At 44.6% G+C, this 24140-nt stretch carries 21 protein-coding genes; 5 read left to right on the top strand and 16 right to left on the bottom strand.

What is annotated here, in order from left to right; translation table 11 throughout:
* Positions 1-8: 8 nt before the first annotated feature.
* The 5 genes from PBAL39_RS20355 to PBAL39_RS20335 all read right to left on the bottom strand — a co-directional run bounded on the left by PBAL39_RS20355 (position 9) and on the right by PBAL39_RS20335 (position 7302).
* The gene (locus PBAL39_RS20355; protein ID WP_008245106.1) at positions 9-3428 is read right to left on the bottom strand and encodes a SusC/RagA family TonB-linked outer membrane protein; all 3420 of its coding nucleotides are present in this window, start codon (positions 3426-3428) and stop codon (positions 9-11) included.
* A gap of 51 nt (positions 3429-3479) precedes the next feature.
* Entirely contained in the window at positions 3480-4499 is a 1020-nt protein-coding gene (locus tag PBAL39_RS24855; protein ID WP_008245104.1) for a FecR family protein, read from the bottom strand.
* A 72-nt stretch (positions 4500-4571) separates the two neighbouring features.
* Positions 4572-5198 carry an RNA polymerase sigma factor gene (locus PBAL39_RS20345; protein WP_008245103.1) on the bottom strand — a complete coding sequence of 209 codons (627 nt, stop codon included), beginning with the start codon at positions 5196-5198 and terminating at the stop codon, positions 4572-4574.
* Positions 5199-5346: 148 nt separating this feature from the next.
* Positions 5347-6525 carry a nicotinate phosphoribosyltransferase gene (gene pncB, locus PBAL39_RS20340; protein WP_008245102.1) on the bottom strand — a complete coding sequence of 393 codons (1179 nt, stop codon included), beginning with the start codon at positions 6523-6525 and terminating at the stop codon, positions 5347-5349.
* A gap of 45 nt (positions 6526-6570) precedes the next feature.
* Complete coding sequence (locus PBAL39_RS20335; protein ID WP_039867281.1) at positions 6571-7302, bottom strand: DUF481 domain-containing protein; 732 nt, start codon at positions 7300-7302, stop codon at positions 6571-6573.
* Positions 7303-7455: 153 nt separating this feature from the next.
* Here PBAL39_RS20335 and PBAL39_RS20330 point away from each other — a divergent pair, with 153 nt between their 5' ends.
* Both PBAL39_RS20330 and PBAL39_RS20325 read left to right on the top strand, forming a co-directional pair.
* Positions 7456-8610 carry a sterol desaturase family protein gene (locus tag PBAL39_RS20330; RefSeq protein ID WP_008245100.1) on the top strand — a complete coding sequence of 385 codons (1155 nt, stop codon included), beginning with the start codon at positions 7456-7458 and terminating at the stop codon, positions 8608-8610.
* Between the two features lie 175 nt (positions 8611-8785).
* Positions 8786-8965 carry a hypothetical protein gene (locus PBAL39_RS20325; RefSeq protein WP_008245099.1) on the top strand — a complete coding sequence of 60 codons (180 nt, stop codon included), beginning with the start codon at positions 8786-8788 and terminating at the stop codon, positions 8963-8965.
* Between the two features lie 60 nt (positions 8966-9025).
* Here PBAL39_RS20325 and tssD (PBAL39_RS20320) read toward each other — a convergent pair whose 3' ends face one another.
* The 10 genes from tssD (PBAL39_RS20320) to PBAL39_RS20275 all read right to left on the bottom strand — a co-directional run bounded on the left by tssD (PBAL39_RS20320) (position 9026) and on the right by PBAL39_RS20275 (position 19634).
* Positions 9026-9421 (bottom strand): type VI secretion system tube protein TssD, encoded by a 396-nt coding sequence (gene tssD, locus PBAL39_RS20320; RefSeq protein WP_008245098.1) that lies wholly within the window; start codon positions 9419-9421, stop codon positions 9026-9028.
* A 65-nt stretch (positions 9422-9486) separates the two neighbouring features.
* Entirely contained in the window at positions 9487-9882 is a 396-nt protein-coding gene (tssD, locus tag PBAL39_RS20315) for a type VI secretion system tube protein TssD (protein ID WP_008245096.1), read from the bottom strand.
* A 270-nt stretch (positions 9883-10152) separates the two neighbouring features.
* Positions 10153-10722, bottom strand: a complete 570-nt coding sequence (locus PBAL39_RS20310) for an NAD(P)H-dependent oxidoreductase (protein ID WP_008245095.1) — start codon at positions 10720-10722, stop codon at positions 10153-10155.
* A gap of 104 nt (positions 10723-10826) precedes the next feature.
* Complete coding sequence (locus tag PBAL39_RS20305; RefSeq protein WP_008245092.1) at positions 10827-12218, bottom strand: DUF5458 family protein; 1392 nt, start codon at positions 12216-12218, stop codon at positions 10827-10829.
* An 11-nt stretch (positions 12219-12229) separates the two neighbouring features.
* Complete coding sequence (locus tag PBAL39_RS20300; RefSeq protein WP_008245091.1) at positions 12230-12679, bottom strand: hypothetical protein; 450 nt, start codon at positions 12677-12679, stop codon at positions 12230-12232.
* 33 nt (positions 12680-12712) lie between these two features.
* Positions 12713-15199 (bottom strand): ATP-dependent Clp protease ATP-binding subunit, encoded by a 2487-nt coding sequence (locus tag PBAL39_RS20295; protein WP_008245090.1) that lies wholly within the window; start codon positions 15197-15199, stop codon positions 12713-12715.
* A 3-nt stretch (positions 15200-15202) separates the two neighbouring features.
* Complete coding sequence (tssR, locus tag PBAL39_RS20290) at positions 15203-17566, bottom strand: type VI secretion system protein TssR domain-containing protein (protein WP_008245089.1); 2364 nt, start codon at positions 17564-17566, stop codon at positions 15203-15205.
* A gap of 74 nt (positions 17567-17640) precedes the next feature.
* Complete coding sequence (locus tag PBAL39_RS20285; RefSeq protein WP_008245088.1) at positions 17641-18591, bottom strand: PKD domain-containing protein; 951 nt, start codon at positions 18589-18591, stop codon at positions 17641-17643.
* A gap of 25 nt (positions 18592-18616) precedes the next feature.
* A complete protein-coding gene (locus PBAL39_RS20280; protein WP_039867280.1) occupies positions 18617-19108 on the bottom strand; it encodes a type VI secretion system transmembrane protein TssO in 492 nt (163 codons plus the stop codon).
* Between the two features lie 4 nt (positions 19109-19112).
* Positions 19113-19634, bottom strand: a complete 522-nt coding sequence (locus tag PBAL39_RS20275) for a hypothetical protein (RefSeq protein ID WP_008245085.1) — start codon at positions 19632-19634, stop codon at positions 19113-19115.
* 146 nt (positions 19635-19780) lie between these two features.
* On the opposite strand from PBAL39_RS20275, the gene PBAL39_RS20270 reads away from it, so the two are divergent.
* Both PBAL39_RS20270 and PBAL39_RS20265 read left to right on the top strand, forming a co-directional pair.
* Positions 19781-20215 carry a GPW/gp25 family protein gene (locus PBAL39_RS20270; protein ID WP_008245083.1) on the top strand — a complete coding sequence of 145 codons (435 nt, stop codon included), beginning with the start codon at positions 19781-19783 and terminating at the stop codon, positions 20213-20215.
* Between the two features lie 80 nt (positions 20216-20295).
* Positions 20296-22164 (top strand): type VI secretion system baseplate subunit TssF, encoded by a 1869-nt coding sequence (locus tag PBAL39_RS20265; RefSeq protein ID WP_008245080.1) that lies wholly within the window; start codon positions 20296-20298, stop codon positions 22162-22164.
* A gap of 13 nt (positions 22165-22177) precedes the next feature.
* On the opposite strand, the gene PBAL39_RS20260 is transcribed toward PBAL39_RS20265, so the two are convergent.
* Positions 22178-23116 carry a type VI secretion system baseplate subunit TssG gene (locus PBAL39_RS20260; protein ID WP_008245079.1) on the bottom strand — a complete coding sequence of 313 codons (939 nt, stop codon included), beginning with the start codon at positions 23114-23116 and terminating at the stop codon, positions 22178-22180.
* A gap of 112 nt (positions 23117-23228) precedes the next feature.
* Between PBAL39_RS20260 and PBAL39_RS20255 the strand changes: the two genes are divergently transcribed.
* Positions 23229-24122, top strand: a complete 894-nt coding sequence (locus PBAL39_RS20255; RefSeq protein ID WP_008245078.1) for a TssN family type VI secretion system protein — start codon at positions 23229-23231, stop codon at positions 24120-24122.
* Positions 24123-24140 lie beyond the last annotated feature (18 nt).

Below are 24140 nucleotides of genomic sequence, written 5' to 3'. Positions count from 1 at the left end.
CGTTGATGTTAGAATTTAACCATTAAGTTCAAACCGAAGGTTCTGGTTCTTGGGAGTCCGATGGATTCAAATCCCTGCGCATTGCCATTGGTGAAGCTGGACTCCGGGTCGAAGTTGTCTGTCTTCTTGTATAAGGTAGCAATGTTCCTGGCAACCAGGGATACACTTGCCGACTGCACCTTAACGAACTTCAGGCTGCTCACCGGAATGTTGTAAGAAAGGATTGCCTGACGTAGCTTGATGAAACTGCCATCGTGTACAAACAACTCTGAGTAATTCCTCATGTCATTATAGTACCCGCGAAGTTCGGTTAAAGGGATAGTGGTCGAAAATGGATTTCCTGACTGGTCTACACCAGACAGTGCCAATCCGTTCTCCCTGCCTGGAAGCGTAGACTTCATCAGACCAAGGCGTGTAGCATATACTTCCTTAATTGAAAATACCTTATTGCCAAACTTACCATCTACCAGGAAGCTGAATGTAAAAGCCTTATATTTAAAATCCTGTGTCAGTCCCATGGTCAAGGGCGGTACGCCATCACCTAGCTCCTGCAAACCGGTCGCCACAGGCCTCCTCGTACTTGCATTGTAGACGATCTGCCCCTCGTCATTGCGCAGGATGCGGGTACCGACAATCGTTCCATAGGAGCTGCCAACGGTTTGATTGATGTAAGCCCAGTTTCCTACGGAGTTGGTCATCTGGAAGGTATTGGTACCATCAACCAGCTTGATCACCTTACTTTTGTTGTAAGACATATTATAGCTGATGTTCCAGGAGAACTCGGAACTCCGCACCGGAGTGCCTGTAAGCAAGGCTTCGATACCTTTGTTGCTGAGCTCACCCACGTTGAGCACCGCATTGTTATATCCTGACGTCGACGAAATTGCCGCAGTAAGGATGTCGTTTGTTGTCTTACGGTTGTAGTACGTCAGGTCCAAACCTAATCTATGGCCAAACAGCTTTAATTCCATCCCGCCCTCGTAAGTAGTAGAGGTATAGGGCTTCAGCGCTTTGTTGGTGACGTCGTTGGTCGTTACATTCTGAAGCGGCTGCCCCGAGCTTGGGATATTGCTATAGGTCTGATTGATCTTATAAGGGTCTGCTGCACCCCCTCCTACTTCAGCCCATGACGCCCGGAACCTCAGCATATCAAAAGCCTCCGGCAGCTCAAAAGCATCCGTGGCCACAAAACTACCGCCGACACTCTGATAAAGGATGCTGTTGTTGTCAGGGCTTAATGTAGAAAACCAGTCGTTCCTGGCAGTGTAGGTCAGGAATAGCATATTTTTGTAATCTACATCTGCCGATCCGAAGATAGAGTTGGTGCGAACACGGTCGTGACGCGGGATGGTGCTGGCTGTAGCCAGGTTTTTGTAACTATAGAAATAAGGGATGGTAAAAGTGTTGCCATCCATGTTGAGTTGTTTGTTCTCGAAACGGCGACTGTTGGCACCTCCTAGAACGGATATCCCAAAATTCTCATTTATTTTTGCCCTGTAGTTCGCGGTCAGCAATCCATTGGTCTCGGAGACATCAGACTTGATTCCCCAATACTGGCCATTAGGAATGTAAATGTCTCCTGTAGGAAGGATATTCGTATAGTTGTAGTTATAAAAATCCCTGCTGATGACCCCTTTCAGGGTAAGGTTTTTTAACACATCATAAGTGATGGACCCCTGTCCGATGAACCTGTTTTTGGTATCATTCTGTTTGTATTTGTTCTTCACAAAGTAACCATTAGTTGCAATGCCGGCATCATTCCAGGGTGTTTGGTTCCCGCTGGCATCAAAACCCGGGGCCAACCACCGTACATCTACCGTATTGGCAACTTCATAAGGTGTCCAGTTGGGATTTCCCAATGCATCGCCGGCGAGTGTCCTGTTGAAACCACGCTCCAGGTTATACTGTGCAAGCCCTTCCACCGTGATCTTATCGTTGATCTTGGCATTGATGTTCAGGTTGGCAGTTTGCCTTTTAAAACGGGTAGTGGAGATGATGCCCTTGCTGTCCAGGTCTGCGACTGAAAGGCGGTATACTACACCATCGTTACCGCCGGAAAAGGCCAGTGTATTGGTAAAATTGGTCCCTGTATCGTAAAAATGTTTGATGTTATCTTTCTGCGCACTGTAAGGATGTGTCAGTCCATCTGCAGCAACGTAGTCAGAGCCATCGATTTTCGCACCGAAGGAAAGACGGCCAGTGGCGATGGCGTCATTTTGGTTCATAGGCTTAACACCATTTAATCCTTGTCCGTATTCATACTGATAGTCATTGTCGTTGATGGCCTGTTCCAGAGTATAGGTACTATTGTATTCTATTCCTACCCCCTTCTGTTTGACCCCCTTTTTGGTGGTGATGAGGATCACCCCGTTGCTGGCCCGCGAGCCATACAATGCCGCTGCTGTTCCGCCCTTCAGGACGGTGATGGACTCAATATCGTCGGGGTTGATACTGGAGATTCCATCTCCGCGGTCTACATTGTTACCCAAAGTATTGGCTGTTGCTGCATCACCGGGCACACTATTGTCAATAGGCATCCCGTTGACCACATACAATGGCTGGTTGTTGCCATTGAAGGATCCATTACCGCGGATAATGACGCGACTGGAGCCGCCTGGCCCGGTAGAAAGTCCGGTAGCATTGACACCGGCAACCTTACCGCTGAGGGCGTTGGCCACATTGTTTTCCCTGGCCTGCGTAAATTCAGAACCTTTTACTTCTGTAAGTGAATAACCAAGTGCCTTGGTGTCTCTTTTAATCCCGAGGGCAGTGACCACCACCTCGTTCAGCTTGGCACTGCTCTCCACCAATGTGATACTGAGTGGCTTGGCAAAGTCTGTTACGGTGACCTCCTGTGGTGTATACCCTACTGATGCAATGGTCAGTGTAAGCGCTTTCCCTTTCAGCTCCGCAGGAATATTCAGGCTGAAGTTGCCTTGTGCATCCGTAGACGCCCCTGTTTTAGTGCCCTTGATGTAGACCGTGGCACCGATTAAGGGCAGCTGGTCCGTTCCGGAGATCACTTTTCCTTTGATGACGTCCGCACGCTGAATGTGTACCGGCATTTCCACAATGGTAAACTGAGTAGCACTGATCCTGTTCAATTGCAGAGGAGTGTCCTGTAGCATCAGCTGGAGCGCCGCGGATGGATCTGTAAATGTGGCGTCCTCAAATTGAGAAAGTGGAATGGTCTTATTGTCCAGCAAGCCTTCCCGGTAGGCAAGCTGAATGTTAAATTGTCTCTCTACCCCTTCGATGGCACTCTTCAGGGACGTTCTGATTGCTGCAGGTGGCTGAAGCCTGTTGGTTTCTTTCAGGTGGACATTGTTCTTCGCAATGATCTGGGCATGGCTAAAGACAACTGTGCCTGAAAACAGCGTGAACAGGCAGCAGCATCTAATCGCCTTTTCAGCGTAAAATCTCCTCATAGTCGGTCTGGTTAGTTTTAGTTTTTTATTGGTTAGTTTTTTGTGTTCTGGTTACATCATAATTCTTTTATCATTTTTTTCCACCTTCAGGTCCAGCGTCGAAGAAATCACCTCCAGTAATTCCTCTACGGTAGCCACATTGATCTCACCCTCAATTTTCATTTTCAAAATACCCTCGTCACTGATGGTCACCTTGTATCCGAGATCATCCTCCAGCACCTGCACAATTTCCTGCAGCGTAGCGTCCTTAAACAGCAGCCTGTGGTCCAGCCAGACCAGCAGCTTTTGTGGTTCTGACAGTTTCGTCCGGCTGAGGTACCGCCTGCCCTGCTGCCTGATGAAATCCCCCGGAACCATCACCAGTACCTGTGGTTTTACCTGGTCTTCCTGCAGATAGCTGACCTTTATTTTGCCTTCCAGCAACCCTACATCGGTTTGTTCGCGTCTGCTCCTGACATTGAAGGTGGTTCCTAATACTTCAATATTCAGATTGTCACAGTGTACCACAAACCGCTCTCCCTCCATTATATGTTCCGGATCTTTGTTCAGGTGTTTTACTTTGAACAACGCCTCGCCACTAAGCCTCACCGACCTTTTGCCCTTTCCAAAATCATTTCCATAACTCAGCCTGGAATTTCCATTCAGGGTGACCTCTGATCCGTCCGGCAATACAATTCTGCGGATCTGGCCAAAGCGGGTATGCTGTTCCACATCCTTATTGATCAGCCAGAACAACAGCCCTGCCTGAAGCACAACCAGCAGCACAGCAGCGATCTTTGCAAACCGACCGATGTGGATCAGGGGTCGCCTGCGCCCTTCCTCCTTTACAGAGGCGGCAATACGGTCAAACAATCGATCTTCAGCTGACTCATTGTAAAAGGTTTCCTGCCTGCGGTAGTCATGAACCAGCTGCGCTGCACTTCTTACCATACCTTCCTTCTCCGGATAAGCACACATAAAGGCATTCCAGAATGCCGACGACTCTTCTGTTGGCGCCAGGACATGGCTTAGAAAAACGTCATCGTTCAGTAAATCCTCCGGTGTATAAGTATGGTATGTTCTAAAATCCATTGATTTAACTTGGTTGTTATGATTCCTATATACATGCCCCCCCGGGAATTATCCCCTCGTCCTGAAAAAAAACTAAATTATTTCTGCGTTTACACTCTGGCAGCCCAAAAAGCCGAGCAACAACAGTACATCCTTCATTTTAAAATGATCATGAAGTTTGTTCAGGGCCTTATACAATAATTTATAGGTCGAATTTGCATTCAGGTTCATGATATCTGCAATTTCCTCGTAAGCCATACCTTCATAAAATCGGAGGAAGATGATTTCCTGCTGCCTGGGCGGTAACGTGAGGATGATGCTTTTCATCTTTTCCTGCATCACACGCTCTGACTCCGTTTTGATAATCTGATGGTCAAAAGATACTTCAAAATGAAAGGGATAATCGGCATCATGTTCTACATTGACAAACCGAGTCTGGGTCTTGATCTTCCTGAAAATGATGTTCCGCAGTGCTTTGTACAAGTAGTTTTTTACAGACACCGGATTTCCCAACTGTGTCCTTTTTGTCCAAAGGTTCACAAACAGATCATGAACAGAATCTTCAATCAGACTGATGTCCCTCGTGAATTTATACCCGTAATTGTTCAGGATTTTAAAATGTGCTTTGTATAGCAAATTATATGCACTCCAGTTCCCTTCCTTGAAAGAATTCCAGTCTGCGGAACTGGCCTCGGCAAGAAGAATAGGCTTTGCTGACATATAATGCGTGGTTGATTTGACTAACTTAATAAATGTTAGCCATTAATCAGCAAAAAAACGACAGCTTATTTGCAAAAAAATTGCAAATAAGCGCTCTACGCTTAAAAAACAATGTTAGAGGAGATCAGATTACAGGAGATACCCGGGATCAGCGGATGTCCAGAATGGTTTTTGCGAGCGCAATCATTTTTTCTGTACCAGTATATTTCCCATGTTCGTCAGAAAGTTTGACCACATCAGTCCAGATTCCATCCTGCGGATGCGCGGCGGTCATCTTAATCACGATGTTCATTGCCTGCGGGCCAACATCATTTGTGAGATTGGTCCCTATCCCGAATGACATCCCGATTTTGTCTCTGCAGTAGTCTGCGATAACTGCCACCTTTTCATAGTTCAGGCCATCAGAAAAGATGATCGTTTTTGTTGTCGGATCAATTCCCATCTGTTCATAATGAGCAATCACCTGATCGGCAAACGCCACTGGGTCACCACTATCATGGCGCACGCCATCGAATAATTTTGAAAACATCTTATCAAACTGACTAAAGAAAACTGCTGTCGTATAGGTATCGGACAAGGCAATCCCCAGGTCGCCACGGTAAACAGCCACCCAATGTTCCAGTCCCATCACATTCGCCATTTTGAAGCCGTATTTTGCAGCATGAAACATAAACCATTCATGGGCATGGGTACCAATTGGCCGCGTTTGGTGTAACATCGCAAGATGAACATTACTGGTACCGATAAAACTCCGGGCACCATGGTCTGAGAGCGACTCGAGCACCAGCCGGTGTACGTCGTAGGAGTGCCTTCTCCTGGTACCAAAATCAGCAACAGTAACACCAAGGTCCTGATAACGTTCAATTTTTTTGCAGGTACGGCCAAGCACTTCGTCGTCACTCACACGTATTGCACCTGTTAGCTGATAAAACAGCTCACAGATCAATGCCATGAGTGGGACCTCCCACAAAATCGTACGGTACCACAAGCCTTCCACCTCTACAGAAAGCTGGTCTCCTTCCTGCCGGATCCGCACTTCCTTAGGGTTGTACCTATAGCCTTCCAGAAAATCAAGATATACCGGATCGAGATAAGGACAAGTCACCTGCAGGAACTGTTTTTCTGCGGTACTCAGTTTCAGCAATGCCATCTCACCGACAGCCCGGCGCAGGTGATCCTCAAAACCCTCTGGAAAGGAATGCTGCCCACGGTTGATCAGATGGTACTTTGCCCCCGCACCAGGAAAAAGACGGATTACCCCCTGCTGCATCGTGAACTTATAAAAATCGTTATCAAGGATCGACCGGAATGAAAATGATGTTGACATATGCATGTGCGTAAAATACTATTTATTCTACAAATCTGAATCCCGTTAAAAGTACCGATCGAAAGTAAGCCCATAACTCAGTAACGAGTTTTCACGATCGGTGCGCGACAGGCGGTTGTATTTGTACGCAGTCGTGAAACTCAGCCACCGGTTTAGTTTCAACGACAAGGCTAGATCTGATTTCAGGATATAATCGCGCCCATCGCGGAGCGATACCTGGTAAAAATTGGAGCCATTAAATACCACCCGCTGCCATATCTCAAACCTGAAAGACAGCCGCAGGGAGTTTCTTGTAGTCTGGTACACGTCACGTATATTACCCGCTAACAACAGGTCACTGCTGTCAAACAACAAGCCGTCACTAATATTCAGATAGGCATCCTCCCGGTCGTAAATGCTGTAGGCAATTCCTGCACCCGCCAGCAGTTGGTTATTGATTTGTAGCGACTTACTGGTATTGTAACTGGCCAGTCCCCAGTAAAAAAAATGCGGCAGGCTTTTATACAGGTTAAAGTCAAGGGTGGAAGAAAAATCATTGTTGGTCAGTTGGTCATTCTGCTTCCCATACACCCATACATTACTGGAATTTAGGCTGATGTCTTTTTTTCTGATGCCAAACCGCAATGCGTTATTCAGCAGGTATGCACGACTATCGTTGGTCTTATTCAATGAGCCTGTAGAGGTATAGTTCAACCGATAATAGGTGGAGTCGTTGAATTGCGCACTACAGGCGAAAGCGCATAAAAAGAAAAGAAAAAAAGGTAGTGTTCTCGCCATTGTAATGCAAAAGGTTCAAACTTATTTAACAAGTTTTCAGATCAATTGTTTACGACCTCCCAAGTCCTCTTTTCAATTATTTTCCAATAGAAAGAATTAAATCCTATTTTTGATAATCATAACCAATGAAAAGATAACCACACCACCTCACCTATGACCACATCAGGCATCCCTAAAAACAAGCGACTGAAAGTCGGCAACGGACAAATCAGCGGCTATATATCGATATTTCTTGCCATACTTTGTTTACTCGGCATCTTCTGCTTCCGCTATCCGGAACAACTGACTACTCCGGAATTTCGGGAGATCTACACTAAAGAAAGTATGGAGATACTGATGGCCGGAGGTATCGTAGCCTCTTTTTTCTTCGCCTTGCTCAGTATCATCCTCAGCAAGAAATTTAAGTGGGCACTGATAGGTACAGCGATAGCCGGACTGGCCATCATATTGGGCGCCTTCTCTGTGGAAGGTAGAGCGGTAGAGAAAACCAGCTGGCACTTTGGCCTGGACTGGATGCTCCTCGACCTCTTGCTCATGACCATTATTTTCATTCCACTGGAGCTGTTTTTTCCAAAAAACAAATCGCAGACGAAGTTCCATGAAGAATGGCGTACCGACCTGATGTATTTTGTAATCAGTCACCTTTTCATTCAATTTTTTGGTATCGTCACACAGAAGCCGGCAGTGCTGTTCTTCGGCTGGATCGGTCTGGATCAGGTACATGCCTGGGTGCAAAGCCTGCCATTTATTGTAGCACTATTTCTGGCCTTCTTCAGTACAGATCTCTTCCAATACTGGGCACACCGCCTGTTTCATACCAGGGTCTATCTGTGGCGCTTCCACTCCATTCATCATTCAACCAAAAGCATGGACTGGCTTGCCGGCAGCCGTACGCATTTTATGGACATCTTTTTCACCCGCGCCATGACCTTCATCCCGCTTTATGTGCTGGGCTTCTCTAGTACTGTTTTCAATGTGTACATCATCTTCATTGCCATTCATGCCGTATTGATTCATGCAAATACACGCGTCAACTTTGGATTTCTGAAGTACATCTTTACCACTCCGCAGTATCACCACTGGCACCATTGTGAAGACCCGAAATACTACGGACATAACTTTGCGTCCATCTTTCCCTTTATCGACATGATCTTCGGCACCTACTACCTGCCCGGCAAACAGTGGCCTGCAGGCACCGGCGTACATGAAGCACAGTATCCAAAAGGATTTGTAAAACAAAGCATCTATCCCTTTACGAAAAGTCCGTTTGATACAGACCTTAATATGGAGGAACGCAGCGACAGATAACTAATTCAGGTAAAAAAGACGTGACAAATGTCGTAAACAGGCTGATTTGATAAATAAATCATAATAATTCCTAAATATAGCCAAACATAATTCTGCTTATATTAGTTATCAATTCAACACTCCTTCATACACGCGAAAGGAGTATTTGGTTCAGAAAAAAACTAATCTAAAGCATATGGCAATTTATTTCGACTACCCCTCTATTCAGGACTATTCTGCTATTGTTGGCATCTCGTCTGATCAGTTTTCCGCTGAGTATATCGACCTTACCAAAGAGAATGATCATTATCCGCAGCAACAGCAGAATAACTCCGGGGAACTCCAGAACAGCGACAAATTTTCAGCAAGAGGCTAAAATGAAAAAGCCACACCAACCCATTATGGGTGGTATGGCTTTTCTACCGAACGGCCTTAGTTAAGCTTTTGGCCAGTCGTTGGTATGTTCTGCATTACCGAGCTTCAGCTTACGTGCGGAAAGCACAAAGCTCAGCGTCATAGGCGTGTTGTCATTTACAGCAATGCCTTCATTGTACTGGATGATGTATCCATCTTCAAAAGACAATTCTTTCATTTTTGCATCTTCTTCACCTTTCTTAAAGACAATTGTTCCTGAAAGTGGTTTATATTGGTTGTTTACCATTGACTCAATTACAGAAGTATCTTCTGTAGACTCAATCTCAATGTGGATGGTACCACCGTAAACACCTGATGAAGGACGGCCCTTAGCGTCAACGTCCCTGTTTAATGAAAAGCTGCATTGCAACACATCGAATTCTTTCGATCCTAGGTTTAATCTGGTTTTAAAAGCCATGATAGTAATTCTTAATTTTTTGTAAATAGGATTAATTAGTAGATCAACTTAAAACTACGTTTAAGTTACGCCTTTGGCCAGTCGTTGGTATGCTCAGCATTACCAAGTTTCAGTTTGCGGGCAGAAATCTGGAATTTCAGCGTCATCGGGCTATCGCCGGTGATGTTAATTCCTTCCGAATACTTAACGATGTATCCGTCTTCAAAATGAACTTCCTTCATTTTTGCATCCTCTTCAGATTTTTTAATCAAGAGTGTACCACTCAATGGTTTGTACTGGTTGTTCACCATCGCCTCGATCACAGAAGTGTCTTCGGTTGACTCAATCTCAATGTCGATTGTTCCACCATACACACCGGAAGAAGGTCTTCCTTTTGCATCTACATCACGGTTTAGGGAATAGGCACAATGAAGCACATCGTACTCCTTGCCCGAAAAGTCTAATCTTGCTTTGAAAGCCATAACTTTAGTTTTTGGGTAAATTTAATTATGTTAATTACTATTTGTAAACTCAAAAAGTTTGCCAATATTATTGACTTATTAAATAAATGCTCAAAAAACCATCAGAGGAGATTTTCATTATACAATTTTTCAAAAAAAATATCCAATAACAATACCACCCGACCTCCGAACGGTCACTGAAATGCCCGTTTTTTAAACACTCTGCTTCGGAAAGGGGCACTGATATTAAGAAATCATTAAAGTATATTAAGAAATTATGAAAGAAAAATGTTACATAATCTTGGCACCGAAAGACTCCAGTTTGCGCAACCATTTCTTGCTGTAGTCATTGTCCAGCGCGTATAATTGGCCCATGGTATTGGTGTGTACCGGGTGAAAACGGCAGTTTTCAAAAACTGTTCTTTTTATAGACAGGTAGGTCACTTTTTTGTCCTGTTTCCAATACTCAAACGTCTCTTTATCAAGGATCGAGATGATTCTGGCGGACCGCCCGCTGAAATTATTGCTGATGTTCTGGCTGCGTGAAAGAAATACCTGATCGGGCATAAACAGGCGGTCAAAAAAACCCTTGATCCTTGCAGGAATCGACGACAGGTAAACCGGGCAAAACAACACCACATGATTGGACCAGGTAATCATGTCCAGTGCCCGCTTGAGATCAGGCTCAAGTTCGTTCACCCTGTTGTTGAACTGCTTATTGAAATTGAAAATCAAATCTACGATGGCCACCTCCTTAACGATTGCTCCCGCCGACTCCGCCCCTTTACGATAGGCCTCAATCAGGTGGTTAGTAGCATCAGTCTTTTCCAGATCGCCATTGATGATTAGTAATTGTTTCATTGATCTCCCAGCAGTATGAATTATTGGGGGACTAAATTATAAAAAAATATCCGGATCGGAACTTTTCAGTCCCGCCGGATATCTTCTAAAAGTATTTATTGAACTTATTGCTGGGCGTATTCCGTATTCCAGGTGGTATCCTCATCCTCTCCTTTCTGACCATCAAGCTTCACAATGAAACTTTTGGCTGGAAAGTATGGAGTAATGTGAATGTCCAGGTGGATTTTATCTTTCTGCTGCTCATCACGCTCAAAACGCATGATTTTAAAGCGCTCAATCAGACGATCAGGCCCCTGAATGCCATCCAGGAACTTCACAATCTGACCACGCAGGTCCTGCTCAGTTTTGGAGGTCCAGTTTTCAAAAGCACGTCTGTTTAAAAAGTCGAACAATACTTTCGTAACGTAGTCAAATACACGGACAACAGAATAAGTCTGCAGACCAATGTTATCGCCATTGAAAAGTGTTTTGGCGGAGAAGGCCATTACCTTGCCGTATTCATTCACCATCGGTACCAATCCGATGCGCTCCAGATGCGAAATCTCGCTCTTTTTAAGATCGAATTTCACGCCATCCACATCATTGATGGCACCATGTTTTTTACCGGCAGTAACCTGCGACATCAGTGTATAGTACATCTTACCCGCCAGTGCGGCTGATCCTGGAACAGTCAGGTCATCTTCTTCGCCCACCTCTGCTACTTTTCCACGTCCTACCAGCCAGTTACAGGTCATGATGACGTTGGAACGAAAGGCATCACCACCGGTCAGGTTCGCCGCGGTAAACAGGTCAATTACATCGTCAGGCTGATCCAGATCGGCAAAATCGGTTACCAGCATTGCCTTATTTTCATAAGCAATCTTACCCCATTTTTCCACCACCTTATTGGAGCCCATATAGCCTGGGATCACCATCAGGGAATAGTTCTCACGAAGGTCAAGACGGTCATATTTCTGTTTCAGCTCATCACCCACATATTCGATAAACCTTGGGTTGTCCAGATCTTTGATCTGGTCCATAGATGCATTCAGCAATACCACATTTTTCAGCTTATCAGCTTCTGTATTCTGATAAAACAGGTTCACTGAACGATAGGCCTGCTCCAGCTCCTTGGTCGTCTCCAGGGCCGTTGCAATGTTTTTATTAAGGTTTTCTTCAGCAGCCTGCAGCTTCTCTGTGCTTTTATCCAGCATAGAGGCCACAGAATCAGAATCTTCCAGAACGTCAATCCAAAGCTGAATTTTCTTTTTCAGTTCTTCTCTTTCTTTTTTCTTCTCATCACCGGTCAGGAAAATCTGCTTACGCGCTTTCCTTTCAGGGTTCAGGTTCTGTAATCCGTCAACCGTAGCTTCCAATAAATCGAAACCGCCCACCCTTGCCAGTTTATCTAAACTCTCCTGCAGGGAAAGTTTTTCTTTAAGCTGCTTTTCAGCAGGCTTAAACTCCGCTGCCGAAGATGCAGCTGCTGTCATTTTTTGTTCTTCTGGAGTTGCCATGTTCAATTTGTTTAGGATTTATTTTCTTCTAATTCGGATATAAAGTTTTTCAGCGCGCTGATGAAAGCACCTTTTGTTTCTTCATCATCAAGCGTCGCTTTAAGGGTTTTGTTGGATTTGAGCTGCTTGATCACATTCAGCGACATCTCTTTTTCGATATTGACGTTATTGAGGTGTGTGCTCTGGTTCACGATGCTCTTCACGCTGAAGTCACTCAGGTTACCAAACTGGATGGTTTCAGTAACAGGCGCACCGTCATGCTTCTCAAAGGTCACATTTACCTGTGGTTTATAGTGGTTAAAAACCTCCTGAACAGTTTTCAATCCTTCTACTTTCTCAGGTTTTATAGGTTCATTATCTGTGAGCTTCTGAATAAAAAGCGTCTTATTATGGGCAATGTCAGCAAATGCTTCCGAAGTATCTATCTTCCTTTCGTTACCACCAATCTCATAGTTAAACATAATCTTTATAATTAAGGGTTTATGATGTATAATTTAGTTTTCATTAATCGTCCATTCCAGCTGATCATCCGTAGGATGCTTTTTCACCTGAATGAAATTTCCTTTTTTCAACGCTCCTGAAATGATATACTTTGATATCGGTCTTCTCAACTCATTACGGATTACTCCCGACAACTGACGGGCTCCGTATTTTGGCGTAAACCCACTTAATGCCAGCATCTTCGTTGCCGCTTCATCAATCTCAAAAGTTATGCCTTGTTTGTCAAGGGCCTCTACCAGGCTCCTGAGCTGAATCTCAAATATGCGCACCACATTGTCTTCACTGATCGGCGCAAAAGGCACGATCTCCGACAAACGGGCAAGAAATTCAGGCCTGAAGTGCCGCGCCATGATTTCCATCAGCTGCTGAGACGTAGGTACAAGCGACTTACTCAACTGCTCTGCAATCCATTCACTCCCGATATTGGAAGTAAAGAGGATCAGTGCATTTGAAAAATCACCCTCCTTACCCAGTCTATCGTGCATATGACCTTCATCGAGAATCTGCAGAAAAGTATCAAATACCGATGGGTGCGCTTTTTCGATCTCATCAAAAAGCAATACCGAGTAAGGCTGCTGCCTGATTTTATTGACCAGCAAGCCTCCTTCTTCATAACCTACATATCCCGGAGGCGCCCCGTATAGCAAAGCTGCAGAATGCTCTTCCTTAAATTCAGACATGTCAAAACGGATCATTGCCTTTTCATCATTGAAAAGAAACTCTGCAATTGATTTTGCCAGCTCCGTTTTCCCGGTACCCGTAGGCCCCAGAAGGAAAAAAGACCCAATAGGCTGTCCCTTTTTGTTCAGCCCGCTGCGCGATTCCAGGATCGCATCTGCCACGGATTTTAACGCCCTGTCCTGACCAACCACCCTTTTTTTCAGGTAACCTTCCATATTCAGCAGCTTCTCTTTTTCCTGTGCCTGTATTTTACCTAGCGGAATCCCCGTTTTATAGGATACAATGGAAGCGATGTCCTGCTTTGCCACTTCATCGTGTTTAGTCTCTGCAAGCACCTTTAGCGCATCCAGATTTCTGCTGATGTAATCCTTAAACTCTTCAACTGTCTCAAACGCATCTACCTGCGTTTCGTCAGTCAGCTGTCCCACCAGGATCGGACTGACCTTATCCTGCATCTGCTGGTACAACCAGCGGTAATCTGCAAGCTGATCGTCGGCCACCTCAGCTTCGTTTAACTGCAGCAGGTCCGCATCAAGCTCAGCAAGCACCTGATCGGAAGTATCGTTCATCATCTTCATCGCTGCCATCGTGCGGTCCAGCAGATCAAATGCCGCATCCGGCAAACGGCGGTCCTTCATATACCGCTTTGCCAGCCTGACACATTCAGGGATCGCATCCTTCTGAATTTTCAACTGATGGTGCTGTTCATATTTCTCTGCGAGCTTCTCCAGCATTTTGATGGCTGAAGCTTCATTGGGTTCCTGCACCTGCAACACCTCAAATCTCCTGCTGAAGGCCTGCTCGGGCTCAATGATTTTCCGGTATTCATCCATGGTGGTGGCACCGATCACTGTAATCTCACCCCTGGCGAGCTCGGGCTTCAGCAAATTACCGACACCACCGCCAATAGGACCTTTATTGTCCAGCAAAGTATGGATCTCATCGATAAAAAGGATGGCCTTATCATACTGCTTGATTTCTTTCAAGATATTCTTCAGACGGTCTTCGATCTCACCTTTATAAGATGCACCTGCAATGAGCGAACCTAAGTCAAGCTCAAACAACTGCACATTTTTCAGGATTGCAGGAACATTTCCCGAAAGGATGTCCTGTGCCAACCCGTCTACCAACGCGGTTTTACCGACGCCTGCATCACCCGTAATGATCACATTGGGCTTCGTCCGCCGCCCAAGGATTTCCAATACCATCCTGGTTTCTTTATCTCTTCCGATGATCGGGTCTGTCTTTCCATCCCTTGCCTGTGCAATCCTGTCGATACAATACTTGTGCAGTGCGGCCTTCGCTCCTTCTGAACTGCCAGTTTTGGCATCAACAGTAGTACCGGGCTTCACAGCCTGCTTCAGTTCTGTATCATCAAGGTATAAATCCAGGATCTCCTTCTCTTTAATTGGAAAAGACTTCAGTTGGTCTGGTGGAAAACCTACAGTCGGCTTACACAAGGCCGTCAGCACACAAACCGGCGTAATCAGGTCAAGCCCAAGTTTGATGCGCACCAGGTCGGCCTCCTCGAAAATACCGGCGATCTCCCGGCCACCTTTGACGTCATCGGGGGCAACGGCTACCTTATCGAGCTCATCAATCCGCACTTCTGCCCATTCACTGATGTAAGCCTCATCCTTATCAATGGAGTTTAGAAATCCTATCAATCCCACTTCTTTGTGCATCAAACCCTTTAACAGGTGCGCTGCCGAAAACTCAGCATTGTGATACTCCTTAGCCAGGGATTGCGCGACACGAATGGCCAGCCTTACTGATTCACTGATATTTGAAATATTCATAAGTTATAGCTGTGCAGTCTCCTTTTCTGATGTTGGTTGTTCAAAATTTTTCTGGGTGATGTAGTAGTAGGTTTTTCCGTTTGAGATGAACTGCTGATTTAACTGAGATTCTCTTTTGAAGTTTTCACTGGATGAAATCAGGAACTTGAGGTAAGACTCAAAGTCCGACTGCGGCATCTTGTTTTCTTTTCTCAGGTCATTGACGCTATATTTGGTCAGCAGGTCATTGGTTACCGGTAAGCCTGTTACCGTCTGGATGTACTGCGATAGCTTCATGGATTTCACCTCTCCCTTCGAAAGGTTCAGGTCCAGGAATTTATCGGCTATATTCCAATAATTTTTCGCCAGGTCTTTGCGGAAAGAAGACTGATCAGGCTGTAAATTCTGACCGATCATCAGAGAGAAAATATCATTGATCTGTTTATATTCCATGGTATTCAGCACGATGGAATACTGCATCAGGTGGTTATTTTTCTCTACCACATCCGCTGCTACCGGTACAGCGGTAAAATACTTAAAGCCATTATGCGGCATCCTGTCGGCTACGTCAGCAGACACAGGAGCTTCCAATTGCTGCTCTACTGCATAAGCAAGGTTTTTACGCGCAATGCCCGTCAAACGGAATGCACTGTCCAGGGAGCTGATCTGATTGGAAATGTCATAGTCTGTCTCCCGGATGAACCTGCGCATGGCAAACGTCATCGACTCATTGGAGTTCACTGACCCTTTTGTAGGAAACACCACCCCACCCTGAATCAGGCTGTTTTTTGGATAATCCAGATAAAAGGAGATGGAGTCTGTACGGCTTGTATTATAAGACTGCGATTCCGTCAGACCTTCTCCTTTAACCAAGAAGCGCTTTTTACGTTCCGCAGTATATGCTGCAGAATTGGAAACAAGTTTTTTCGACTGAAGCACAAAGTTATTAAATGAGGGATCGTAGTCGCTGTACATCTGAATAGACAATAACCGGGCATCAACCTGCGCAAACGCAGAGGTCAGCTGGTTTAACCTTGCATTAGAATTGCCTTCATTACCTGTACTGCCAATAAGCACCACCAGGTTGGTTTCATTCTTATGATCTTTCAAAAGCTCCAGACCTGCGGTCAGCCCGTCGTAAACCGGCTGCTGAACCACTCTTCCGTTACAGCGCTCTGTTTTTTTCGCTTCGCCCGACAGGAAAGAAATCAGCTGCCTGTAATCCGCTGACACTGCAGGCGACTTCAGGATGCCCGGTGCAAGGCAGTTGGTACCATCGCGGTAAACCACTGCACCATAACTGATTTTATGATTTCTTCCGTAGTCATTGAAGGTGTTTTCAAAAGACTGAATGGTATTGATCAGTCCGGAAAAATACTTCGTCATCGGACTACCGCCATCAATCACAAAGATCACATTGATCTTATGGATGTTTTTTCTGAGGTCGAGGTAATTCTGATAAGTTAATGATGCCCCGTTGATCGTAATGATCTTATTATTTGTTTTGGAGTACACGTCATTTGCCACACCTACATTCAGGGAACCATCATTGGCAACCATCACCGGCGAACTTCTCATGAACACATTATCCCAGTCCAGCAAAGGATCAGATTTCGCACTGCTCAGCACCATCGATACGGAATCATCCTGGTCTCTGCTCGACAGCTCCTTCGGAGAAATAAACAAACGGTCACCCCAGCTGTGCACAGCCTCACAGGCTACCCAGCCATAAATGCTCTTACGTGCACTGTCTGCCACCAGCTGATCCTGGTTACCTACCAGGTATTTCTTTCCGTCTTCTGATTTTTTATAGACATAAGTGATCTCATGTAATCTGATCTTTGTGGTTCTCTTTTTCAGTTCTGGAGAACTGTAGATGTATAAAGAATCGGTATTGTCGTAGAAAAATTTAGCTTCCGTCAGCGGTAACTTGCCATTGATGATGGCAATGGATTTCTCCGGATAGCCCGTTTTCCCATTGGAGTAGGAACGCTGCCATAACAACAACTTTGATTTTGGGATCCAGCCATAGCTGATCGCACTCTTCTTATCGTTGATTTTCCTGCCGCGGATCATTCCTGCTTTGTACTGAATCAGTTTCAGGTACCCGTTTTCTTCCTTGGAGACGTAAAAAGGCTCCATGAAGTTGAGTTTTTTCATGATCAGGCTACCACCAGGGGCGGTTGTCGTGTAGTTTTCATCACGGTCGGAAAACACAATCCAGGGAAGGTCGCTGCTCCCTCCGGAAACGGAACTGTTAGTCATTTCTGAGGGCTTCTCATAAGCCTCAGGCATATATTTTACTTTTTTACCAAAGGAGGCTGGCGACTGCGCATGGAGCTGTGCCGAGCCAAGGGTAAAGAGCATTAAGATGAGCATTCTTTTCATAGTCTGTATTTTATCTTTCTAAGGCGTATTCTTTTTCTAAGGCTTATTCTTTTTCTTCAGCTGTCAGCAGGCGTTTATTTCTTCTCAATTTTTGCAGAGTGCTGCTTGATGTTGAGCAGGCTTGCACAGGTGGAATTCGGACTGATGGTCAGTTGCGCTTCATCAACGGTAATCTCCCCGCCGAAAGTGAGCCCCATACAGTAGGAATAAAAATCCATTGACTTTTTAACACTATCCTGTTCCACAGCAACGGTTACTTTCTCATTGTTGCAGAGGTACTTTCTGATCAGGTAATAATAGTTGGTGTTGAAATCAGCACCATTGGCAATTGCCTGCAGGCGACTCCTGATGTCGTCAATCACCTTGCGCTCTCCCTCACCCGGCATCACCATGATGCCATCCAGGTCTGCATCTGGATCGGTAATGAAAATGGTATGGTAGATCGGGCGACTATCCCTCTCCGTGGTCAGTCTGACCAGGTATTTACCTGGCAAGCGATAAGTATAAAGTGCTGTTCTTCCTTTCACATCGACGCGGTTGGTCTCACCGAAGGCCCATTGAAAGTTGTTGCCATTGCCTTCTGCCTCCAGGCGGACTTCTTCGTTGATCACTCCTGATGTAGGGCCACTGATGCTGACCAGCGTATCTACAGCTGCTGCAATGGTATCGCTTACGGTCACCGGAAACTGCTCACGCAACTCTCCATCTACGGTCAGCCGCACAATGTAAGATCCGGTTTTTGCATAACGGTAAGTCCCGTTTTGTGTTTCAGATTTCGCACCATTTCCAAATTCCCAAACCCATTTTTTTGCATTTTTTGTATTGTCGGTAAACACAAGATCCTCATTGAGAAACAATTCATCTTTAAGAATCCGGGCATCCACGGTACGTTTATCAAAAAGAGAACTCTTGAAAAGAAAGATCAACGCGGCGATGATGATAATGGCAATAAATATCCAGAGGAAGATGTACCCCTGCGAATTACTGCTTACTGATTTTCCATTGGTAGTTGTAGAGTCGGCCATGTAATTTTTAGTATTGAGTTTTAATTTATCTGCTTTGGTTACCCATTGTCGCCCTCAGCTGTCTCGTAGACAGCTTGCAGTCTTCCAATGATTTGTTAAGGTTTTCAATATCTGAGTTGTTTCCCTTCAGCTCCCTTCGGTTGTAAAAAAGATCATTATAAAGCTGTGATACCTGCAGGAAGGTTTTGTACCGCTGGTCATAAGCTTTCCGCTGATAATTGGATTTGATGGAACTGAGGGAGTTTTTAATGTCATTTTCGAGAAATACGGCCTGTACTTTCGGATCAAAAGACATGATCTGTTTGTAGGTGGTATCTACAGTTGCCCGTTGTTCAGCTATCATCTCCTCAAACTCAGCATTGCTGCTCAGCTTCTCCGAAAGCTCGGCTTTTGAGACTACGCGGCCGTCAGCATGGTCATTGAACAGTCCATAGCTCAGCAGCATCGTGGTGAATAGAAAAATTCCTATAAAAAATAAAAACTGATCCCTTCGTTCTTTTACACTAAGTTTTATCATAATTCTATCTGCTAAATATCCCTCGGCTCAGTCTTCTGGCTGCACTCTGATTTAAATCAAAACAGGATTGAAGCTGTGTCCTCACATTTTCAATCTGAAAACGCGTTGTGAACAGGGAATCTTGAATGCCCGCCATCTGCGCTACGTCATCAGTCATTTTGCGATACAGCTCAAAACTGCTGACGTCCCGCGGCTGCTTCTTGATGAGCTCCTTGATCTTGAAATTGGTATTCTGGATATCTTCCAGCAGAATTGCCTGGTTATTGATCTCCGAGGCGTTCATCGAAGTATATTTAGAAAGTTGATTGAAACGGAGTAGAATAAGATCAAACTTCATATTGATGTTTTTCCTTGTCAGAAAAAGCTGATCCGTCTGCTTAACTTCCCGTTCGAGAAGTGCGTACTCCCGCCTGGATGCGGCGAAAAATAAATAGACACAAAATATTGCAAATGCAGTCAGTGCAATAAAATTTAGAACAAAGAGCTGGTAAGACTTCCTAAGTTCTTCTGCATTAATAGGTTTCATAAGGCGTTTAAATAGGAGATGATTTGTTTGGTAATTTTAAATTAACATGTATTCTATAAATTCTTAATGTTTGAAATTTTTTATCAGTTTTCGGCACAATATTCTAGGTTCAATTACCAATTACTGTTCCATTCATCAAGATTGATATGTCAGAATTCTACTACAACAAACCCTTTCGGCTAAAAAGCATCTTTGAAAACAAGGATCTGGAGGAGGCCGATATGGGTAAATCCATCTCTAAAAACATCGAGCTGATCATCTTCAGCAGGTATGGCGAACACCGCTACAATCCCAGCTTCGGATGTGAGATCTGGGACCTCGATTTCGAGCTGATTGTAAGTGAAACCATCTGGGAAGAAAAGTTCCGCCAGTCCCTTTTACGCGCTGTAGAAACGTATGAAACACGTTTATATCAGGTAGAAGTAGAAATCAAAATGAGCGAGGTAGAGAAATTCTTTTCGGTGAGGAATGTAACGGAAATAAAAAAGAAGGTAGACATCTCCGTCAGGGGTAAAATGAATGTTACCGGAGAAAAATATTATTTCAACACCGCTCTTTTCCTAAGTCCATTATCCAGCTAAGGGCAATTGATCTATTTTCAGGAAATTAATGAACAATATTATAGACACTTAAGAAAATAACGTTTTAGCCATTGCCATAAATGAAAAACATATTTTATTCATCAAAAGACGAGATCAGGAACAGGATTCTAAAAAATGCCCGCGACTACTGGGGGATAAAAACAGCAACAGATTTTGACCCATTGGTAAAACTGCTGATTGAAGCCTTAAGTACCGAGCTCTTCAACGTCTCCAATGAAGTAAAAAACCTCGAAAACAGGATTCTTGATAAAATCTCGAGGATCCTGGCCTCAGACACCCTCACTACTGCGCTCCCTGCCCATGCGATCCTTCAAGCCAGACCTTTTGAAGGCACCGACGTCCTGGAGCCTACTGCACAGTTTTTCTATAAAAAGAAAATCAAAGGCAGCATTGATGAGAGCAAAGAGCAGGCAATCGATATTTTCTTCAGTCCCTTGAAGCCCGTTAAGGTATTTAATGCAGCGGTCAGCTATTTTGTTACAGCAAACCACTTTTTTCAATTTGATGGAAGCCACAATAAAACACTGATTGCCAGCACCCCCAACAAACAGGCTGACCTTCAAAATACCGTATTTCTAGGTGTAGAGGTATCTCCTACCCTCACTAATATTCAGGGGATGAGCTTTTTCTTCGACTGGAAAAACTACCTCGTCAATGAGGAGCTATATGACCTGATCTCACTAAGCCAATGGACTTTAAATCACCAGCCAGTGCAACTATCGCTGGACAACTTCTACCTTGAAAAACAGAAAGCTGTCGATCCGGCCTTCGAAAAGCACGACGTATTTCAGGTATTGACTAAAGATGTACATAACCTGTATGCTAACCGATTTCTGACCATTGATCAGCAGGACCTGCTGCCACCAGACAAACACCTGGGCAGCTGTCCGGAAGTACTCAGTCAGCGTTTCCCTGCAGCTATTGAACAGATCAAAGTCCCGATGCTGTGGTTTAAAGTACAGTTCCCTGCTGCATTTACAGAACAATTGCTCGATGAGCTTCATATTGCGGTAAATGCCTTTCCGGTAGTGAATAAAAAGATGAACGACATCAAACACCGGCTGAAGATGATGTCAAACATCATCCCTGTAAAACTCCAGGACAATGAACAGTTTCTCTCTGTACATGCCCTTTCTGACAAACAGGGACATCCCTATACGGAAATCCCACACAGCGAGGATGAAGAAAAAAGTACAGGCTCTTATGCCATCAGGTATGGGGGAACAGAACGTTTTGACAACAGAAATGCAAAAGAGGTAGTGGATTATCTTTTTGAGCTGCTGAGGGATGAAAAGGCTGCATTTTCTGCTTACGGATCTGAATTCTTAAGCAGCACACTAAAAGACCTGGAACAAAACATTTCCATCATCGAACAGAAAACAAAAACACAGCTCAGCAACATCAAGGAACTCCTCAATTACATTATTGTAAAACCGCAGAATGGGGCCGACATCATGTTCCTCGACTTCTGGACTACCAACGCTGAACTGGGCAACACCATCCGCTCCGGAAGCAGGCTGCAAGCTTTTGAAAACAGCAAAATCAAACCCGAAACACTACTGCTGCTCAGCAATACAATGGGTGGACGTTCCAGGCTGAATGCCAGCAACAGGGTGCAGGCTTATAAGTACGGATTGACGACGGCAGACAGGATTGTCACCAAATCTGACATCATCAACTTTTGTCATTATGAACTGGGAAACAAGGTCAGCAATATAGAAATCAGAAAAGGCCTGATGACTTCTCAAGACCCCAAAGCAGGATTTATCAAAACCACGGATATCGTGATTGAGCCCACTGACCGCCAGCAGCTTAATGAAGAAGAATGGAAATCCATACTCCTGCTCACGAAATCAAAACTGGAGAACCGGAGCATCATGAACATCCACTACCGACTGTTTCTGAGTACGTATTCCGTTTACAGGTAGTCGCCAGTTAAATTTACAGGTAAACGGTATAGCCGAGGTAAGAGTTGGCCGCATCTAGCCCAAGCTCTGCAACACGTTCATGTTCAGTCGCAATCAGACTGATCTCCACGGCAACGTCTACCGGCATCAGGTACGCCACAGTGAGCGCAATAATATGGTCATTTGCGGTGCCCGGCATAAAATCCAGCAACCGGAGCGTGCTTGCTGGCCCTATTGAAATGTCCAGCTCCTCCTCTTCAGCGATAAAACTGTCGCCGATGATGCTGTTAATCCCCAGGGTACCGGATCCCAGCCTGAACTGCATCGGTTCCTCAATCGGCACTTTACGAAAAGGAAAACTGTTGTAACTGACCTCTACATTGACATTAAAAAGAAGACTCAACAATTGTCCTAAAAATTTTACATCGTTTCTTTTCTGATGGATGAGTGGCAAAAAGTTCATCCAGATGATGCTTTGTTCTCTGTTGAACAACCTAAACTCCGTCCATTCAGAGGCAAATATCTGCGTGAGATCCGCATAGGTAGTCTTTTTATCCAGTCGGTTCTCGTACAGCTCAAGCAGAATTTTCATATGATTCAGCTCCGCTTCAAAGGGCATAAAAAATCGGCGTGCATCTTTTTCCTCCGCCCTGCGCAACTTCACATCTTCCACCATATCCTCCTCAGACATGCTTGCGCTGCCCGTAGGTGGTTGATGGAACAAACCTTCCGGCAACATATCGTAAAGCCCTTCTCGATTGATTTCCAACGTCAAGCACTCTGTACGCTTGCTTTCCGAATAATAAAGTTGATGTCCGCTGATTTCTTTACTGAAGGCCCTTTTTTTATCGCCAACAGGCAGGACTGCAATCTGATCGGACTGATACTCACCGCTTTCGATGAGCTCGGCAGCCTTGACTATGGCTTTATAATCTGTATTGAGGTCATTTTTTAAATATAGCGATTGCTCCATAATCAACTTTTGTATCATATTAAAGGATACCTTAATAATTGTACCAGTTTACCGGAAAAATTTAAGGTATTATATTTGATAAGCTCAGGGATAACAAAACAAGTATATTTTAATGGACGTTCAATCAATTTTTACCAGATACCTGCTTTTTCCGATCATCTTCGTAGTTTCTGCTGCCGCATTATCTGTCGTCAACAAAAAAAATCAGTTTCTGAATAACAAAAAACTTATTTTGTCTATCCTCGTAATGGGTATTGCCCTTGCTTTGCCCGGATTATTGGGATTCCTGAGTTTTGATTTTATGCCTTGGGGTTACATCATCTGCCAGTTATATTTCCTGCTCACGGGCAGTTTTGCAGTTTTCCTCCTCACAAAATATTACCCTAAAGAACTAATTGAACGAAAATTCTTCATATTCTTCTCTTTACTCATCAGCTGCCTCCTGAGCTTTTACCTGTTTCAGCTGGCCTTCAACTGGCTCAGCGAGATCCGCTTTGGACTGTGGGCGGCAACCAGCATTGCCATTGTCATCGTACCCTTCTTTTTCTGGTGGGCTTATGTTGCACTCATCAGCATCCCAACGGAGATTTACAAAGTGTGGCAATACCCTTCTTCACCATTGATTATTGACATGGACCACCTGGACTTCGACCGCATGCTCGTCCTTGAACTGGAACTCTACAAAAACACCGACGATCCGGAGCCCTTAAGGGTGAAGGTGAAAGCACCTGAAAACATGGTCTTTGGCCCTTGGTTCTATAAGTTCATTGAAGATTACAACCTGAAGTTCCCTAAAAACCCCGTACAGTACCGAACTGATCATCAGGAAGCTTACCAATGGATCTTCTTTATCAAAACCTCATTTTTCAAAAAAAACATTTTCATTGATCCCGATCTTGACATCCTGAAAAACGGCATCACCGAAAAAATGACCATTTACGCAAAACGCGTCTCTGAAAATGCCATCGCACCTGAAAAAATTGGCGATGAGGCCATATTTATTTAACAATTAACACGATCATCA

This window comes from Pedobacter sp. BAL39 (assembly GCF_000170795.1).
Taxonomy (GTDB): domain Bacteria; phylum Bacteroidota; class Bacteroidia; order Sphingobacteriales; family Sphingobacteriaceae; genus Pedobacter.
This window is presented reverse-complemented; position numbering and strand designations above follow the sequence as displayed.

Bases quoted from the DNA above. Each gene is read 5' to 3' on its own strand.
- PBAL39_RS20295 (WP_008245090.1), bottom strand. From the start codon at position 15,199: ATGAATATTTCAAATATCAGTGAATCAGTAAGGCTGGCCATTCGTGTC.
- PBAL39_RS20270 (WP_008245083.1), top strand. From the start codon at position 19,781: ATGTCAGAATTCTACTACAACAAACCCTTTCGGCTAAAAAGCATCTTT.
- tssD (WP_008245098.1), bottom strand. From the start codon at position 9,421: ATGGCTTTTAAAACCAGATTAAACCTAGGATCGAAAGAATTCGATGTG.
- PBAL39_RS20265 (WP_008245080.1), top strand. From the start codon at position 20,296: ATGAAAAACATATTTTATTCATCAAAAGACGAGATCAGGAACAGGATT.
- PBAL39_RS20355 (WP_008245106.1), bottom strand. From the start codon at position 3,428: ATGAGGAGATTTTACGCTGAAAAGGCGATTAGATGCTGCTGCCTGTTC.
- PBAL39_RS20330 (WP_008245100.1), top strand. From the start codon at position 7,456: ATGACCACATCAGGCATCCCTAAAAACAAGCGACTGAAAGTCGGCAAC.
- PBAL39_RS20300 (WP_008245091.1), bottom strand. From the start codon at position 12,679: ATGTTTAACTATGAGATTGGTGGTAACGAAAGGAAGATAGATACTTCG.
- PBAL39_RS20305 (WP_008245092.1), bottom strand. From the start codon at position 12,218: ATGGCAACTCCAGAAGAACAAAAAATGACAGCAGCTGCATCTTCGGCA.
- tssD (WP_008245096.1), bottom strand. From the start codon at position 9,882: ATGGCTTTCAAAGCAAGATTAGACTTTTCGGGCAAGGAGTACGATGTG.
- PBAL39_RS20260 (WP_008245079.1), bottom strand. From the start codon at position 23,116: ATGGAGCAATCGCTATATTTAAAAAATGACCTCAATACAGATTATAAA.
- pncB (WP_008245102.1), bottom strand. From the start codon at position 6,525: ATGTCAACATCATTTTCATTCCGGTCGATCCTTGATAACGATTTTTAT.
- PBAL39_RS24855 (WP_008245104.1), bottom strand. From the start codon at position 4,499: ATGGATTTTAGAACATACCATACTTATACACCGGAGGATTTACTGAAC.
- tssR (WP_008245089.1), bottom strand. From the start codon at position 17,566: ATGAAAAGAATGCTCATCTTAATGCTCTTTACCCTTGGCTCGGCACAG.
- PBAL39_RS20280 (WP_039867280.1), bottom strand. From the start codon at position 19,108: ATGATAAAACTTAGTGTAAAAGAACGAAGGGATCAGTTTTTATTTTTT.
- PBAL39_RS20325 (WP_008245099.1), top strand. From the start codon at position 8,786: ATGGCAATTTATTTCGACTACCCCTCTATTCAGGACTATTCTGCTATT.
- PBAL39_RS20335 (WP_039867281.1), bottom strand. From the start codon at position 7,302: ATGGCGAGAACACTACCTTTTTTTCTTTTCTTTTTATGCGCTTTCGCC.
- PBAL39_RS20285 (WP_008245088.1), bottom strand. From the start codon at position 18,591: ATGGCCGACTCTACAACTACCAATGGAAAATCAGTAAGCAGTAATTCG.
- PBAL39_RS20345 (WP_008245103.1), bottom strand. From the start codon at position 5,198: ATGTCAGCAAAGCCTATTCTTCTTGCCGAGGCCAGTTCCGCAGACTGG.
- PBAL39_RS20255 (WP_008245078.1), top strand. From the start codon at position 23,229: ATGGACGTTCAATCAATTTTTACCAGATACCTGCTTTTTCCGATCATC.
- PBAL39_RS20275 (WP_008245085.1), bottom strand. From the start codon at position 19,634: ATGAAACCTATTAATGCAGAAGAACTTAGGAAGTCTTACCAGCTCTTT.
- PBAL39_RS20310 (WP_008245095.1), bottom strand. From the start codon at position 10,722: ATGAAACAATTACTAATCATCAATGGCGATCTGGAAAAGACTGATGCT.